This is a genomic window from Salicibibacter cibarius (assembly GCF_016495725.1).
Classification (GTDB): domain Bacteria; phylum Bacillota; class Bacilli; order Bacillales; family Marinococcaceae; genus Salicibibacter; species Salicibibacter cibarius.
This window is the reverse complement of the sequence record NZ_CP054705.1, coordinates 1,097,265-1,111,185: the sequence shown is the minus strand read 5'-3', so window position 1 is coordinate 1,111,185 and position 13,921 is coordinate 1,097,265. Positions and strand designations below refer to the sequence as shown.

Genomic DNA, 13,921 nt, shown 5'->3' with positions numbered 1-13,921 from the left:
GTTGATTGAAATGGAACAAAGCTTAGAACTTATGAAAGACACAATCAACGATGTGGCGCAAAATTTAGATTTTGAAGTTACAGACGAGCAGAAAAAAGAAGTGTTGGAGCAAATCTTTTCAACTGACGAATGGGCGGGGATAATGATGAAAATTGAAGGCATGTTTCGTGAAATGAATGTAAACGATGAATGAAAAACCGAGGCTCCCACTGCCCCGGCACGACTAGAGGTAGCCTAACCTCTAAAATGAACGACCCGCCACTTCCGCTTCAAATGAGAGGCGTGGCGGGTTCTGTTGATTGCATTATATCATGATTGTTTAACAACTTCCACATGGCTCGGGAGCACGCTTATATAGTTTCCTGACTTGATTTCATACAAATCGCCAGTATGGCTCATGATCGCCCGTCGCACAACCGTAAACGCTTCACCCTCGCTGACTGTGCCGGCAATAGCATCGTCGGCCCAATTGGCGCGACTGCGATAGTTGAAGCTTCTTATCATCCTCACTACATCACCGGGCATAGCTGCTGTGGTGTTTCCTTCTTCTGCAAGTTTTTCGAGGGTAGCTGGTCCAGGTACGCCATAAAAGTTAGCACCACTTTGAGAAAGGCTGTGCTTATCCTGGAATGATCGTACAGCGTCTAGTGTTTGCTGACCAAATATGCTGTCTGCCGAACCGGACGGAAGCTCATCGACCAATTGCAACAATCGTTGTATTGTCTTTACTGTCTCGTCATCTCGCCCCCACCAATCACTGTGGTAGTTGGCAAAGGATTCGTTGTTATCTCCGTATCGTGGTGCGCTACCGCCTGATCCGCCGCTACCAACATTCCGCTTAAATTCAGACATAGGAAAACGTCTGCCCGGGCAGCTTGTCTGCCCCAAATCATAATGACCGACAATGTTGTCAGCGTTGGGGTACGTCTTTTTTAATTCTGGAATAAGCCAATAAAGCGAATCCATCTGATCACTGGTTGGTGTTTGGCTACCTGTTTCAAAGTCACCAGTAAGCGCCACGCCAATATACGTGCTATTATACCCGCTTGCATGAGCGCCTACATGATCTCCACGACCTTCGTAAATTGTGCCGCTTCTTAGTATCAGGTAATTATATCCAATACCCGCCCAACCCAGCGTGTCACGGTGATAAGTGTGAGTATCCATCAATCCCCAAGAAGGGTGTGCCAAGTGATGTATGGCTGTGCCTCTAATATTACTAGGATTGAGGCTTGTCAAACTGCCGTTCCAGCGTAGGTTAGGATAATTAATTTCACTCATTATTGATCACTCCTTTATAAGATTAAAAAGAGCAAAGGCTATTACCCTTGCTCTAACTCGCCGTTATGAGGTTGCTTTTTCTTCTCTTTGCCATCAGCAACTAGGTTGTTGTATCCTTTTTGAATGGATGTTTTAATCAATTCGTCTGACACCTCAATACCATAATTGTTCAGCAATTGAGCTGCTGCGGTTGCCGCTTGGTTAAACTTTTCCTTCCCTTCCTTACCTTGGAATTCTTCTTCCACATACTCAACCGCCCAATCCGTGATAGCGTCGATGATCCCTAGATTGTCAGCATCGGATGCAATGGCAATTAGCCGCTTAGCTTTCGGCGCTAAATAAGAAACGATTGCGGCGATCAGTACACCCACGATCGTAAAAACGGATTCCATTAAACTTTCTGTGATAAATTCCATTTATGCTTCCTCCCTTATGCTTTTTACTTCGAATACCGTTCCTTCTCTATACTCATAAAATGACCACGATAACCCCGAGCGCATTAACAGCTCGTTTAATTCATCCTCTAAATTTCTGTATCTTGTGGTCACCTCTACCACCGGACCACGACCCTTATCAGGAGCAATAATAAGGTCAGCAATGTTTCTACCTGGTTCAGTTGCTTCGACAAGGTTCCTCCGAACCAGATGCTTCATAACCGTTTCAGCAGGCGCTTTGATCACGTCCGCCTGCTTACCCTCGGGCGGCATTGTGATACGTTGACTTGCTGTACTGTTCAGTTCGACGACTGGCATTTAAATCTCTCCTTTAAGGCGTGTAATAACTAATCAAAATTGGCGTTAAAAAAATCAGGATGGTCACCACCGTCCCGATTAATCCTACTGCCGTTTTAATTGTAAATTTCCGGTTTGCGTCGTCCCGATCAAGTCGCTTGTAGTACTCCTTTTGGTGAGCGTAGACAGTTCTTAGTGCTTCTTGCGCATCATCTTCTGCCTTGTCTGCTTTTTCGTACGCATCATCTGCCCTTGCTCGGCTATCTTCTAGCAATTGGATGATGTGTTCTTGCTTCGTATCAATGCGTGTCAGCCATTCACGCACTTCAGCCATAGCTTTGTTATTTTCGCCATCCACCGTATGCCTCCTAACGCCTTATTTCGTTACCAATTTGCGATATTTCACGTTTTACTTTAGATATCAAGTTAGGCATTTCCTTCCCGAATACAGCTTCCAGTTCAGTGGTCCCTGGTTCAAATACTTCCTTGATCTCTGTGATGGGTGTGTCTATGGCTAAACCAGGTTTTGGTATATTGGCTTCATCGCCATTGACCACAGCTTCAAGTGCCGCTATGGTTTCATCCGTGGGTACGCCATATTCATAGTCTCCGTGATAGCTGATACCGTACCGCTCCTGAAAATCCCTGACAGCGTCCAAAGTATTTTGACCAAACACACGATCTATCCCGTGGTCGCCAATGTCACGGTCTGCTTTAACCAGCAACTCCTGCAAATCGCCAATAAAATCACTCTCTGCAAGCCACAAATCATCGTGGGCTGTTGCAAAAGTTTCGCCATTGTATAACGGTCTGCCGGTAACCGTCGGGATGAAATGCCAACCTTCTTTTTGGAGGGTAACTTTATCGCCCAATCGGTAATCCCTCTCATACTGAAATGTGGAGTGTGTAAGGATGCCACCTTCAAGCATCTGTTCCACTTCAGTTTCCGACAATTCTTCTTGCCCACGTTCTTGAAGGATATCTATCTGTTCATCCTCATCAATCTCGTTGCCGTCGTCATCTTCATCACCGACATCACGGGCATCAATAAATATTTCATGACGATCAAGGCCTGTTCCTTCACCCGTAATAGTAACTAACCGTTCTTCCCCTTCACCTTGGCCGGCAACATAAGCTGTGTTTTTATAATCCGTTTGACTGTCCACAAAATGGAGTTCACCAAGGGTGTCAAACTCAGGACTGAATATCACCCGTGGATTCTCGTCCTGCCCGGCTGTCCTGTCCACACCTTCATACACGTCAAATACCAGTTCATTTTCTTCAAAGTCAGCGTATATATTCCAGCCTAATCCCGTAAATTGAGAGATGGATTCCAATTCTTCTGCAAGATTCTTGTATCGTGTCCCCCTATTGATTGTCTCTCCCCGTTCTTGATCAGGAGCAATACGCATGTTAGGAATAGCACGATCACTGTCTGTGGGATTGACAAGATTGTTTTCCACCCACTGTTTCATAATTGTTTCGGCTGGCGCTTGGAGTCTATCTTCTGCCCTACCTTCTGGCGGCACAGTAATTCTCTGTTCTGCAATACCTTTAAGATCAGGTCCTTGTGTCGTCCACACTTCGGATGCTTTACCGGTATCATCCATTTCAATTTCTCTGTGACGGATCATGCCAACCTTATCGCCGTTCATTCGCAAGACCTCATGTTCGCCGTATATATTGATTTCAAACCGAGTTAATTCAGGCGTGACACGGTTGTTTGACGTTCGTAGCATCTGCCTTGTGCAGACCCTCATACCGTTTGTTTCCGTGCCGGATTGCAATGGTATTTTGCCGCCATTTCTGATCTGCCGCCAATCACCGCCATTGACACGAGCTTCGACAGTGACGCTTGTGTCATCCGGTTCGTCTGACTCCCATGTAATTTCGCTGTCAACATAATTGACGATAGGCGATAGATTGATATTTTGCGAGAGTCGCTCGCCGTAGGTGTCGTATTGGCGGTGATGGTCGCCGAAAATATCATCCCAGACCTCATGAAATTCGTAATAATTGCGGTCAAGCGGAATATCGTGGTCATCATCCTGTGATTGGTCATTTTCCCAGGCGGGTTGGTAGGTTAGGGTTAGCATGTGTCACCTCCTTGAAAGCAAAATAAAAACGCCTTTCGGCGTGTGGTTATTAAAACTCAAATGATTGGGGAGTTAGTTGAATAACGTCATTTGTATTTATCCGGCAAATACCTCTTAACATCTTGGAAATTCATCGGCTCGTGATCAATACCATTCTCATTAAAATAGCGCCTCACTAAATCAATAAAACCGTGCTGTTTTGGTGAGTCAATGCCTTTTTTATTCATATTTTCAAGTGCCCAATCAATAGCTTCTTTCATTTTAATAATACCCCCTAAATATTACGGAGATGCTCCCTTGTATATCATCCTCCTCGGGAAGTCCATCAAATTGAACATTGAAGTGCATTCTGTCATTCGACAAAACAGACCGTTTCATATCCTCAACCGGAAAATCCGCATCCGCAAAACTCGTTTCTTGTAAAGATTGATTTACAAAAAATTCATGGTCTGCTGCCCGTAGCATTTGTTCTAACGTTAATCTTTTCCTGTTTTCTCCTTCTCTCCCCGTGTTAGCTGGTAATTTTGTTCTAAGTCTGCGTAAATTAGAAAAATCCCATGTCCGCGTCACCCAATTATAAAAATCGCCATCATCTGCAAAAACGCTAAAATCACCAAACGCCCAAGTTGAGTGTCTATATATTGAAAAGTAAAGATCAAACGATGTATACCTATTTCCGCCAGTATTTGTTGCGTGCGTATCAGTAAAGATAATATCAAAATCACTTAAACCGGCAGGTATATTAAAGGAGAATGGATGGACATTTTCATCCCGAATTTCAACCTGTTCAGCTATTGTTATCAATTCAACATTTCGCCCAGTTAGTCGAGTATCTATCGGCTCATCCAACCTATCCTCAATCGCCTGCAACCGCTCAGCCACGGCTTCATCCTGTGTGGACAGTTGCTCACCCAATCGGTCAATAATCTCACCCTGCTTCTCAATCTGTTCCTGCAATTTCTCATTCATATCCGCCCACTGTTGCATCATTTGCTGCGGTTGTACGCTCATCATGTCACTCTCCTTTGCTTAGCTTCATGCCTTAATCTAGCTACGTAACCTCCAAGTTAGCCAGCATACCACTGCTTAAATCCTCATCCCGTTCAATGCTCGTTTGCTCCGTTTCCGGTTCCATGGTCACGATATAGTTACCTTTTCTTAATAAATCAGCTCCCTGCATATGCCGATTGACGTGTAATTCAAACTCGCCCGGTGAATGCCAGCGGTTGGTACGCTGATAAGATGAATAACGGTCTATTTCTGCTTGCAGGACAAAGTTAGGAGAGAGGATACGGATAGGTTTCACCGAATCTCACCTCTTGCCAGTCAGGAAACACAACGTCATCGGAAGGGTTCGGTCCGTGATAACGAAAGACATCCACATGCCTTTCATCGTTTTCATAACGTACAGATATGATAGGATTAATCGGCAATACTTCAGACCTTTTCCGGGTTATCATATCGTCGCCTTCGTACGGTTGTTCAAAATCATTGATTAGATCAAACGTTTCTTCAAATTCGCCGTTATACGTAACAACGACCGTCCTTTCATCTGTGAACACGTATTCAATACGATCTTTATGTTGTCTCGGAGTTAAAAGGACTTTCATTAACGCCACCTGCCTTCTGCTTTAATACGGATATCTGTATTAACACTAGGGTCACTTTCCGCAGAAAAGACACGATAAGGGATTGTTTCCCCATCGCTTGTACCACCTGTAACAGCCGCCCACCTGTTATTGCCCGTTGTGGTTATACTCACATAAACACCCGATCCTTCAAGAAAAGGAGATGGTACTACCCAATTCTGCGCTTGTGTTCGGTATAAAGCACCAACCGAGTTGGAAACACCTGTGATGCTTCTACCACTGTGGTAACAAACTTGTTGTCCGTTTGTATACCTAATACAGTACGATCCGGCGCTGCTTTCTACTCTCTCAGCTTCCAAAACTTCTTCGTGCCAACTTCCCCAGGTCAAATCAGCACCTAATCTATTGGAGGCACGATTGAATTTACCGTATATTTGATAATTTTGCTGATGCGCCCAATCAAAAATGGTGACCGTTTGGATACCTGTATCGGTCTGACTTGCGTAAGTTTCTACGTACATGCGCAAATCACTTAAATCCCTGCCATAATAATGATCAATGCCTATACTATCTAACCACTCCTGAAATATCTCGGATTGGTTATCCCCATGGATATAAAAAGCCGATGCCTCATGGTGGTATTGATACGCTCGTGTGGTCGGACGTTTAATATCAACCGAATGGACCTGATCATTAATTTTCGCCGGGCGCTCTACACGACCACATACATCACGATCCCCACGCTCATCCGTAATCTGACTATCCTCAATAAACGACTTTCCTGCTTCAATGAGTACCTGTGCAATCGACAATTCCCATATATAATCATCCCGGGTTAACTCCGGCGCTTCCACATCACCTTCTGCTGTGCCTTTCAAGATAGCAGCATGGATTGTTCGTTCTTCTTGTCGTCTATCCAATCTAATCACAATCCGGTCAATCCGGTCATACTGTGCGTCGGCGCTGTCATGAGTGAGGGTAAGATCATCTGTGTTTGCGTAATCATAACCTTCAATAAATGCGCTGCCTTCGGACACAATGACGTCCATGTTTCCACCTTCAGGGGATACACCCAGCCCCATAAAAAAGCCATTGCTTAAAAAGTTTTGGAAGAATTGACCGAAATCATCGGCTTCGTATAGCCGCTCGTCGCCTTCGGTGGAATTAAAGAATCTATATACTTCAACCACTGCTTATCACTCCTATATTCCGACATAAAAAAGAAGCCCCGGAAGGCTTCTTAATCTTTCTTTACTTTTTCATTGATGAATGTCTCTACAGAACGCAATAGGTCACAATCCTCTGGGTTTTCAATTCGCATCATTTCATCAAAATCTATACGATCGCCATCTTTTTCAATAAGGGTAAACTTGAGATATGTCATCCCTTCATGACCATAAATTTCAAGGCCGTGGAATTCACCTTCCATCACATAAACCCTCCTATATCCCCACATACCTGAACTGATAACTAATTGTCACCTGTGCATCTTCCGAACCTGCATATGCTAAATATTCGACCTCATTATCTCCGGGTTCTAATTGCCAAAATGTTGACCCTCTGTCTATCCAGTTGATCACGTTTCTGCCATTAATACGAACATGTTTTTGCCCCTGCGTGGTATCGATCGTCAAAACATCATCCTCGCCCAACTCATCATCGATTCGGATATATTCACCGGTTCGATTATTTCGTATCTCTGGGCGATCTGAAGGACCTTGAAATTCCACTTGCACAGGGCAAGGAACGTCTCCTGTATTGTCAATCACCACAGATGATCCCTGTATCCCAAACTGCGTTGGAAATGTCATAGGCAAAATAAAAAGACCCCGGAAGGAGTCCATGGATTCTGTGGTTATTTCTGTCGATTTCCAAAACGGCGAAGGTGCAAGAAAATCAACCATTCCCCTCTGTAATCCCGGGACACGGTTTTCACTACCTGTAGGGTAGCTAACCGCCGTTTCGGGGGCGGCATTGATCACCCACACACCGCCGTCATTTTCGTATTTCAATTCACACAATCCCAGTGTGGGATTCATGATTTTCGACGCTTTCCGTTTCAATTTTTCAAGTTCCATTTGATCCTTATTTAATAGAAGAAACTCCATCGTCATAGATTTAGTTTCTAACAAGCTATCCACATAACTTTCACCCTGCTGAAACGGAGCCTTTTCTGTTTGCACTTCCGCATCCAACTCTGATTCAAAGTCCATGAGTTTACATTTTCGATCCTCGCTTGTAAACGTCATGGACTCTCCACGTGCGTTCGTAATCGTTAGTGTTGTATTCATCAACCCCACTCCATTCCGAGGCGTCGTAACTGCTGTTTTTGTTTTCGTGCCAATTGACTTGGCGTAGGATTGGCATCGGTATAGGTGTTGTTGACTGTGATGTTTGTTTCTCCGCCACTGTCATCAGCACCAATCATGCGACCAACATCGCTGTGGAGTTGCTGGGCACGTCCACGTCGATTAGCGGACAACGGTATAATCGCTTCCGGTCCACGCTCGCCGACTCTTGCCATTTGATCCTGGTTGACAATACCGCCACGGGCGAACCTTCTCGCACCTCGGGGGCTCCATCCCCGTGTGCCTCCTGGGTTATCTCGTCGCCACGTGCTGTTGTTAAAAAACGCAAGCAATTGGTCAAAACCGGACAAAATGTTGCTATGTCCGGGCATGGAATAGGCGGCGAATGTGGACGGGATATACTGTAATAGACCCTGCGCCGGGTTACCCATCCGCATGTTTATATCGTTGACCCCAGGTGATTGCACAGCCTTTTCGTTCCCGCCTGATTCTAGCTGTATTTGTGACAATATAGCGCTGATATCAGAAGAACTTGCGTTTGCATTCATACGTGCGGATGCTTGTTGGATCACCGAGCGCCATCTTTGCACGCCTGAACCACCCGGATCAGACGTTGGCGGCGTCCATGTTTCTGGATTCTGAGATTCTCCATCCTCATGAATTTCAAAGTGGACGTGAGGACCTGTGCTGTTACCTGTGCTTCCAACCTCTGCAATCATGTCGCCACGACTAACTTCATCACCGACGCCGACAAGGTTTTTGCTGTTGTGACCGTAACGGTACAAGATATTTCCCGACTGTATTTCTACCAAATTACCTAAACCGCCAGCCCATCCAGATGTGACCACACGACCGCTTGCCTGTGCAGGATACGGCGTACCCATCGGAGCGGCGTAGTCAACACCTGAATGGTGGCGTCTGTCGCCTGTGATTGGGTGGACACGCCATCCGTATCCGCTTGTCCGAGTGAAGGCATCACCAAAATCAATTCCTTGAAAATCAGAAAAAGCCATTGTTTGCGCATCGGTGAACCCGATCAAACCTTCTTTGATTTGTTCTATGACCCCTCTACCTAAACCAGAGAGGAAATCGTCCCCGTCTGGTATATCAAAGCCGACCATATCAAACAATCCATCTATCGCCGCACTCGCACCGTCTGAGAGAAAATCCCATGCCGCAGACGCTGTACCTGTAATACCATCCCAAACGTCGCTTCCGAACGAGGTGACATTATCCCAAGCATTTGACGCCCAACTACCGATGCCGCCGGAGTAAGCAGGTAGGTTACCGCCCATCATGCGGTTAGATTTTTCATAAGAAGCAACTTTACTGCCACGTGGTAGGTTTACAACTCTGTTTTGACCACTCACAAATCCGGGGTGGTTACCGGGCGTTTTAATGAGTTCCGGACCACGCCCGTCGTTGACCATAGCTGGTCCACCAGGATGGCTATTTGTCCCTCTTGCCAATCGAGGGATAGATAACTCATCAATGCTTACACTCAAGCCAATCGCTGAAAGCAAATCATTCAAGCCGCCAATAACAAAATTGACACCTTCTTCTAAGCTGTCAGCCATTGAGTTTATCATGCTTTTAGCGCCATCGACTGCTGCACTCGCCATGTTTGATATGGCATCACCGATTCGACCAGGTAATTCCTTCGCCCAATCGACAATATCGTCAAATGTGTCAGATATCCAATTTTTAATCCGGTTAAACATCCGCCGTGTGGATGACCACAAGCTATCCCACGCATCAGACACCCCTGACCAGATATCATCTGCAAAACCTGTCACAGTAGACCAGAGAGAGTCCCACAAATCAGATAGCCAGTTAAATAGGCGGTTGAATATGTTTCGAGTGGTACTCATTGTGTTGTTCCAAGCATCACGGATATTATTCCATATTCTGGTAACAAAATTAGATATGGCGTCACGGATGCTGGACCAAATATTGGAGAAGAATGTGCTTATGCTGTTAAATATGTTCCGTGTCGTATCAAGAGTGCCGTTCCAGCGATCACGTACAAAATTGACGATTATGCGAATCAGTCGCTGGAAGGTGTTACGAATCGTTGACCAGATGTTTGAGAAAAAGGTGGAAATCGCAGTAAATATTGAAACAATACTGTCTTGCATAGAACTGAACCATGATGACGCTGTATTTACAATTCCTCGCACAACGGTTGAAAATATATTTCTAATCGTATCCCAGACTGTGGATGTAACATCTTTAATGGTATTCCAAACAATGTCAATAATATCTCTAACCGAGTCGAAGTTTCCGGAAGCTAACGTTTTAATCATTTCCCACACGGAAGAAAGGGCACTAGTAATTCCATCCCATACAGTGGACGTGACGTCACTAATCGTGTTCCAAATTCCAGAGAAAAACGCCGCTATTGGCTCAAAAACAGCGACCGCTATGTCAACAATTAATGTCCATAAATGAGAAAGGTAATCTGAAATGAATCCCCACACCGTGGTGATTGTATCTCTAATCGGCTCCCATATTGTTGTAAGAAAATCTGAAATGTACCCGAAAATGGTTAGTGCTGTGTCAGAAATCCAACCCCACACTGTACTAAGGACATCGGTAATCGTTCCCCACACACTGGATGATGTACTGCTAACCGTTCCCCACACACTGGAAATAAAATCAGAAATAGCGTTGAATATCGGCATAACAATAGCCATTAGACCTTCCCAAGCTTCGCTCAGGATAGTAGTGACAACGTTCCACCACGCTTGAGCTGTAGTTGAGATAACTTCCCACGTAGCAGCGAGAAAATCTGCAATAGCAGAAAATATTGGGGCGACAGTGTCATAAATAGAGTTCCATATACTGGAAAGGGTATCTTTAAGCCAATTCCACACGGTTATAGCCGTTTCTGAAATCCAATCCCATGTATCAGTCAGAAAACCAGCGACTGCTTCGAATATCGCTATTGCTGCATCCCTAATGGTTTCCCATATATTGATGACGGCATTTCTAAATCCTTCGTTGGTGTTCCATAGATACGTAAATACGGCTATCAATGCGCCTACAATCGCAATGACCCATCCGACTGGATTTGACAACAACGCAAACGCTTTTCCTACTCCCGCCACCACTGGTGTGAATAGTTTAAACACAGCACCTATTTTTGTTATAGATGATATGAGCGTTCCGGCTACGACTAACAAGGGACCAATAGCCGCCGCAATTCCACCTATAGCAATAACCATACGTTGAGCCGCAGGACTAAGATCGCTAAACCATTTACCTAAATCTTCTATCCATCCAATCAAATCCATGAAGAAAGGTTCAAGATCCTCAAGAATATCCATAAAGACTTCACCGAGGGGTGCTATCGCTTCTTGTATACGGTTTTTCATCAACTGAAACCGATCGCCAACAGTCATGGTTTCCTCTGAAAGATCAGAAATAGCCCCTTCAGAATCTTCCAATGCATCCCCTAGTTCGTCCGTGGATGGAATAACACCGTTTCTAATCGCTGTGGTCAATCGTTGCGCACCTTCTGCTCCAAATGCTTCAGTGGCAATAGACAAAGCTTCGGTTTCTGTTTCCGCATCCTGCATCTGGGCAACGACCTTGTCAAATTCCTCTCTCGCATCCTTACCTTCAGATGCCCAGTTACGAAAAGCACTATTGAGCCCGGGCATGACACGGGAGACAGATATACCGCTGTCTTCAAGGCGAGCGAACAAGTCAGCCGCTTCATGCATTTCAAAACCAGCGTTTTGTAGAACGGGTCCATAAGCGCTCATAGTTCCCATCAAATCGCCCATACCGATGTCATATTCTTGCGAGGCTTTAAACAAGCGATCCATTGCTTGCTCGCCTTCTTCAGCCGGTATTTGCCATTGGTTCATAGCCCGTCCAAATGCTTCGGCATTCGCCGCTCCATCCTCTCCCATCATTCGGGAAGCTTCAAGAACGCTTGTAGTCATACCTTCCAATGTTTCGCCAGTGGCACCTGTACTACTATTTAAAGATGCAATAGCAGATGATGCAGTCTCGCTATCAACCGGGATGCTCCGGAAAACACTTTTGAAATTTTTCTCAAGACCTGCCAAATCATCTCCGGTTGCGCCTGTCTGCACCTGTATTTGGTTATACGCCTTGTCAAAATCATTCGCCGCCGCAAATGCAGCGCCACCGATAGCAACAATTGGAGCCGTAACAGCCGCCGTCATACCTTTACCGGCTGTTTTTAGGGCGCCGCCAAGTTTGTCAAAATTCTTTTGCGTCTCTTGCATTTTCTTTTCAAATTCGGATATATTTGCACCGATTCTAACCGTTAGATTTGCTGTCTCTGCCATAAGCAGGGCCTCCTTATAAATAAAAAAGCCCCGCTAACAGCGAGACTTAACCCATTCCCATATTCTTTTTCATATCTTCCAAGTCTTGCTTGGCTGTGACCGGTTTTTCTTCTTTTTCTTTCTTTTTATCCGCTTCTGTTTTCGGTGGTTTGCCGATCATCTTTTCAATAGCTGGTATCTTGTTTTCTTTAACGTGAGCGCTCATCACCCATCGTGCGTGCTTAGCTAATTTCGCATTTTCCTGATAGTCAAGCCATAAGTAACTATCAATCATAACGTTAAACTCAGCGAGGGTAAGTTCCCAAAATTCCCATGGTCTCATATCAGAGATGCTAAGAACGTATTTCATGAGATCCTCATACTCCCACTGAGTTACCCGTTTTTTCCTTCATCTTCCTCGCTAACGTCCTCTTCTTCATCTTGATCGGGGATAATACCGGAGTTCGTTAGTGCTTTTTCAATTGGTGACATGAGATCCTGTAAGTCAGTTCCGTTGTTCAATTCCTTGCCTAGGATTTGTCCAGTTCGATCTATAGTTAAACCTTTTTCCTTCCACTTCAATCCAGCCCAATAAAAAGCACGGATTGTTCTAAATCCGATCTGTCCTTCTTGCACAGCCGCAAACAAACCGTACCCCATTACGTCCTCAAAGTCCGCCATCGCATTAAAATCAAACCTAAGTAACTTTTCTTCCCCGTCCAATTCCACACGTACTGGTTTTGTTGTATTTTTAGCCATTCCATATACCTCCTATAAATTAAAAAGAGAGGGAAGGCCCCTCTCTGAATTAGCTATAATCTGCTGTTACTTCAATGTCTTGGGTGTCGCCTTCTTCCATAGTGGCTTCAGAAGGTGACGCCGAAATCCCTTGCACTTCCGGCTCAGGTTCTTCCACAGTGATAGATACCGTTGCGGTTTCACCTTCATACGAAACAGTGATTTCAGTTTCACCAACACCAACGGCAGTAATCGTTCCACTATCACTAACCGTCGCAACATCTGTATCGCCACTTTCATAGCTTGCTTCCTCGGTTACGTCCATGTTAATCATCCTCCTCGCTATATATAGCTGTGGCAGTCAATGATTGGGTATCCCCTACTGTCATGGAGACTGAGGACGGGGACACCTCAATCTCCGTCGGACTCTCCCCCATCGCCACCGTCGCCGCCATCACCATTGTCACTATCGCTCCTGCGTGTCTTGGTGTATTTTCCTTGACCGTTAAATGTCATGGAGTAAGTCATAACATCATCCATCGGTGCTTCGATCGGGTAATCTGTTAGGATAGCGTCACCTTCGTAGTTCGTGCCGCTTTTATTTGTCCAGTGGACATGGATGGTTTCATCGTTTTCAAAAGCATCGTCAAGCAATTCTAGGCTTTCATCATCTTCGAGCATGACACCATCCATTTCAATGGACCATGAACCCTGACCAGCGAGATTGTAAGCCCAACCAGCCGTAAGCTTATGAGTAGCATCAATTTCCTCTTTTTCACGGTTCAACGTCGCTTCACGCTGACCACCGATAAACTTCTTGTCCCCATCTTCATCCTCAATTGCAATGAGCACGTCTACACCTGTTCTTGGCAT

The 13,921-nt window shown here is 45.1% G+C and carries 18 protein-coding genes; 1 reads left to right on the top strand and 17 read right to left on the bottom strand.

Annotated features, from left to right (window positions below):
• Positions 1 to 10 precede the first annotated feature (10 nt).
• Entirely contained in the window at positions 11 to 193 is a 183-nt protein-coding gene (locus tag HUG15_RS05835) for a hypothetical protein (RefSeq protein WP_200127715.1), read from the top strand.
• Between the two features lie 116 nt (positions 194 to 309).
• Here the strand turns inward: HUG15_RS05835 and HUG15_RS05830 are convergent, their stop codons facing one another.
• The 17 genes from HUG15_RS05830 to HUG15_RS05750 form a co-directional block, all read right to left on the bottom strand.
• Positions 310 to 1,281 (bottom strand): peptidoglycan recognition protein family protein, encoded by a 972-nt coding sequence (locus HUG15_RS05830; protein ID WP_211202351.1) that lies wholly within the window; start codon positions 1,279 to 1,281, stop codon positions 310 to 312.
• 41 nt (positions 1,282 to 1,322) lie between these two features.
• A complete protein-coding gene (locus HUG15_RS05825; protein WP_200127713.1) occupies positions 1,323 to 1,697 on the bottom strand; it encodes a phage holin, LLH family in 375 nt (124 codons plus the stop codon).
• The gene (locus tag HUG15_RS05820; RefSeq protein WP_200127712.1) at positions 1,698 to 2,033 is read right to left on the bottom strand and encodes a Gp37-like protein; all 336 of its coding nucleotides are present in this window, start codon (positions 2,031 to 2,033) and stop codon (positions 1,698 to 1,700) included.
• A gap of 13 nt (positions 2,034 to 2,046) precedes the next feature.
• Positions 2,047 to 2,370, bottom strand: coding sequence for a hypothetical protein (locus HUG15_RS05815; RefSeq protein WP_200127711.1), 324 nt, complete (start codon positions 2,368 to 2,370; stop codon positions 2,047 to 2,049).
• Positions 2,371 to 2,380: 10 nt separating this feature from the next.
• The gene (locus HUG15_RS05810; RefSeq protein WP_200127710.1) at positions 2,381 to 4,108 is read right to left on the bottom strand and encodes a Gp37-like protein; all 1,728 of its coding nucleotides are present in this window, start codon (positions 4,106 to 4,108) and stop codon (positions 2,381 to 2,383) included.
• An 86-nt stretch (positions 4,109 to 4,194) separates the two neighbouring features.
• Complete coding sequence (locus HUG15_RS05805) at positions 4,195 to 4,368, bottom strand: hypothetical protein (RefSeq protein WP_200127709.1); 174 nt, start codon at positions 4,366 to 4,368, stop codon at positions 4,195 to 4,197.
• Position 4,369: 1 nt separating this feature from the next.
• The gene (locus HUG15_RS05800) at positions 4,370 to 5,119 is read right to left on the bottom strand and encodes a hypothetical protein (protein WP_200127708.1); all 750 of its coding nucleotides are present in this window, start codon (positions 5,117 to 5,119) and stop codon (positions 4,370 to 4,372) included.
• 40 nt (positions 5,120 to 5,159) lie between these two features.
• Positions 5,160 to 5,414 (bottom strand): Gp37-like protein, encoded by a 255-nt coding sequence (locus HUG15_RS05795; protein WP_200127706.1) that lies wholly within the window; start codon positions 5,412 to 5,414, stop codon positions 5,160 to 5,162.
• Positions 5,386 to 5,718, bottom strand: a complete 333-nt coding sequence (locus tag HUG15_RS05790) for a hypothetical protein (RefSeq protein ID WP_200127704.1) — start codon at positions 5,716 to 5,718, stop codon at positions 5,386 to 5,388. The genes HUG15_RS05795 and HUG15_RS05790 overlap by 29 nt, the downstream gene beginning before the upstream one ends.
• A complete protein-coding gene (locus HUG15_RS05785; protein ID WP_200127702.1) occupies positions 5,718 to 6,887 on the bottom strand; it encodes a hypothetical protein in 1,170 nt (389 codons plus the stop codon). Before HUG15_RS05785 ends, HUG15_RS05790 begins: the two co-directional genes overlap by 1 nt.
• Before the next feature lie 50 nt (positions 6,888 to 6,937).
• Positions 6,938 to 7,126 carry a hypothetical protein gene (locus tag HUG15_RS05780; RefSeq protein ID WP_200127734.1) on the bottom strand — a complete coding sequence of 63 codons (189 nt, stop codon included), beginning with the start codon at positions 7,124 to 7,126 and terminating at the stop codon, positions 6,938 to 6,940.
• A gap of 13 nt (positions 7,127 to 7,139) precedes the next feature.
• Positions 7,140 to 7,988 carry a phage tail family protein gene (locus HUG15_RS05775; protein ID WP_200127698.1) on the bottom strand — a complete coding sequence of 283 codons (849 nt, stop codon included), beginning with the start codon at positions 7,986 to 7,988 and terminating at the stop codon, positions 7,140 to 7,142.
• A complete protein-coding gene (locus HUG15_RS05770) occupies positions 7,988 to 12,331 on the bottom strand; it encodes a phage tail tape measure protein (protein ID WP_200127733.1) in 4,344 nt (1,447 codons plus the stop codon). Before HUG15_RS05770 ends, HUG15_RS05775 begins: the two co-directional genes overlap by 1 nt.
• A gap of 46 nt (positions 12,332 to 12,377) precedes the next feature.
• Positions 12,378 to 12,680: a hypothetical protein gene (locus tag HUG15_RS05765; protein ID WP_211202350.1), complete on the bottom strand. Its 303-nt coding sequence runs from the start codon at positions 12,678 to 12,680 to the stop codon at positions 12,378 to 12,380.
• A gap of 23 nt (positions 12,681 to 12,703) precedes the next feature.
• The gene (locus HUG15_RS05760; protein ID WP_200127690.1) at positions 12,704 to 13,069 is read right to left on the bottom strand and encodes a hypothetical protein; all 366 of its coding nucleotides are present in this window, start codon (positions 13,067 to 13,069) and stop codon (positions 12,704 to 12,706) included.
• A 49-nt stretch (positions 13,070 to 13,118) separates the two neighbouring features.
• Positions 13,119 to 13,373, bottom strand: a complete 255-nt coding sequence (locus tag HUG15_RS05755) for a hypothetical protein (RefSeq protein ID WP_200127688.1) — start codon at positions 13,371 to 13,373, stop codon at positions 13,119 to 13,121.
• Positions 13,374 to 13,459: 86 nt separating this feature from the next.
• Positions 13,460 to 13,921 (bottom strand): phage tail tube protein, encoded by a 462-nt coding sequence (locus HUG15_RS05750; RefSeq protein ID WP_200127732.1) that lies wholly within the window; start codon positions 13,919 to 13,921, stop codon positions 13,460 to 13,462.

Excerpts from the sequence above, each read along its gene's own strand:
- HUG15_RS05800 (WP_200127708.1), bottom strand. The coding sequence starts at position 5,119 with ATGAGCGTACAACCGCAGCAAATGATGCAACAGTGGGCGGATATGAAT.
- HUG15_RS05750 (WP_200127732.1), bottom strand. The coding sequence starts at position 13,921 with ATGCCAAGAACAGGTGTAGACGTGCTCATTGCAATTGAGGATGAAGAT.
- HUG15_RS05775 (WP_200127698.1), bottom strand. The coding sequence starts at position 7,988 with ATGAATACAACACTAACGATTACGAACGCACGTGGAGAGTCCATGACG.
- HUG15_RS05825 (WP_200127713.1), bottom strand. The coding sequence starts at position 1,697 with ATGGAATTTATCACAGAAAGTTTAATGGAATCCGTTTTTACGATCGTG.
- HUG15_RS05760 (WP_200127690.1), bottom strand. The coding sequence starts at position 13,069 with ATGGCTAAAAATACAACAAAACCAGTACGTGTGGAATTGGACGGGGAA.
- HUG15_RS05755 (WP_200127688.1), bottom strand. The coding sequence starts at position 13,373 with ATGGACGTAACCGAGGAAGCAAGCTATGAAAGTGGCGATACAGATGTT.
- HUG15_RS05765 (WP_211202350.1), bottom strand. The coding sequence starts at position 12,680 with ATGAAATACGTTCTTAGCATCTCTGATATGAGACCATGGGAATTTTGG.
- HUG15_RS05810 (WP_200127710.1), bottom strand. The coding sequence starts at position 4,108 with ATGCTAACCCTAACCTACCAACCCGCCTGGGAAAATGACCAATCACAG.
- HUG15_RS05780 (WP_200127734.1), bottom strand. The coding sequence starts at position 7,126 with ATGGAAGGTGAATTCCACGGCCTTGAAATTTATGGTCATGAAGGGATG.
- HUG15_RS05790 (WP_200127704.1), bottom strand. The coding sequence starts at position 5,718 with ATGAAAGTCCTTTTAACTCCGAGACAACATAAAGATCGTATTGAATAC.
- HUG15_RS05820 (WP_200127712.1), bottom strand. The coding sequence starts at position 2,033 with ATGCCAGTCGTCGAACTGAACAGTACAGCAAGTCAACGTATCACAATG.
- HUG15_RS05830 (WP_211202351.1), bottom strand. The coding sequence starts at position 1,281 with ATGAGTGAAATTAATTATCCTAACCTACGCTGGAACGGCAGTTTGACA.
- HUG15_RS05770 (WP_200127733.1), bottom strand. The coding sequence starts at position 12,331 with ATGGCAGAGACAGCAAATCTAACGGTTAGAATCGGTGCAAATATATCC.
- HUG15_RS05805 (WP_200127709.1), bottom strand. The coding sequence starts at position 4,368 with ATGAAAGAAGCTATTGATTGGGCACTTGAAAATATGAATAAAAAAGGC.
- HUG15_RS05835 (WP_200127715.1), top strand. The coding sequence starts at position 11 with ATGGAACAAAGCTTAGAACTTATGAAAGACACAATCAACGATGTGGCG.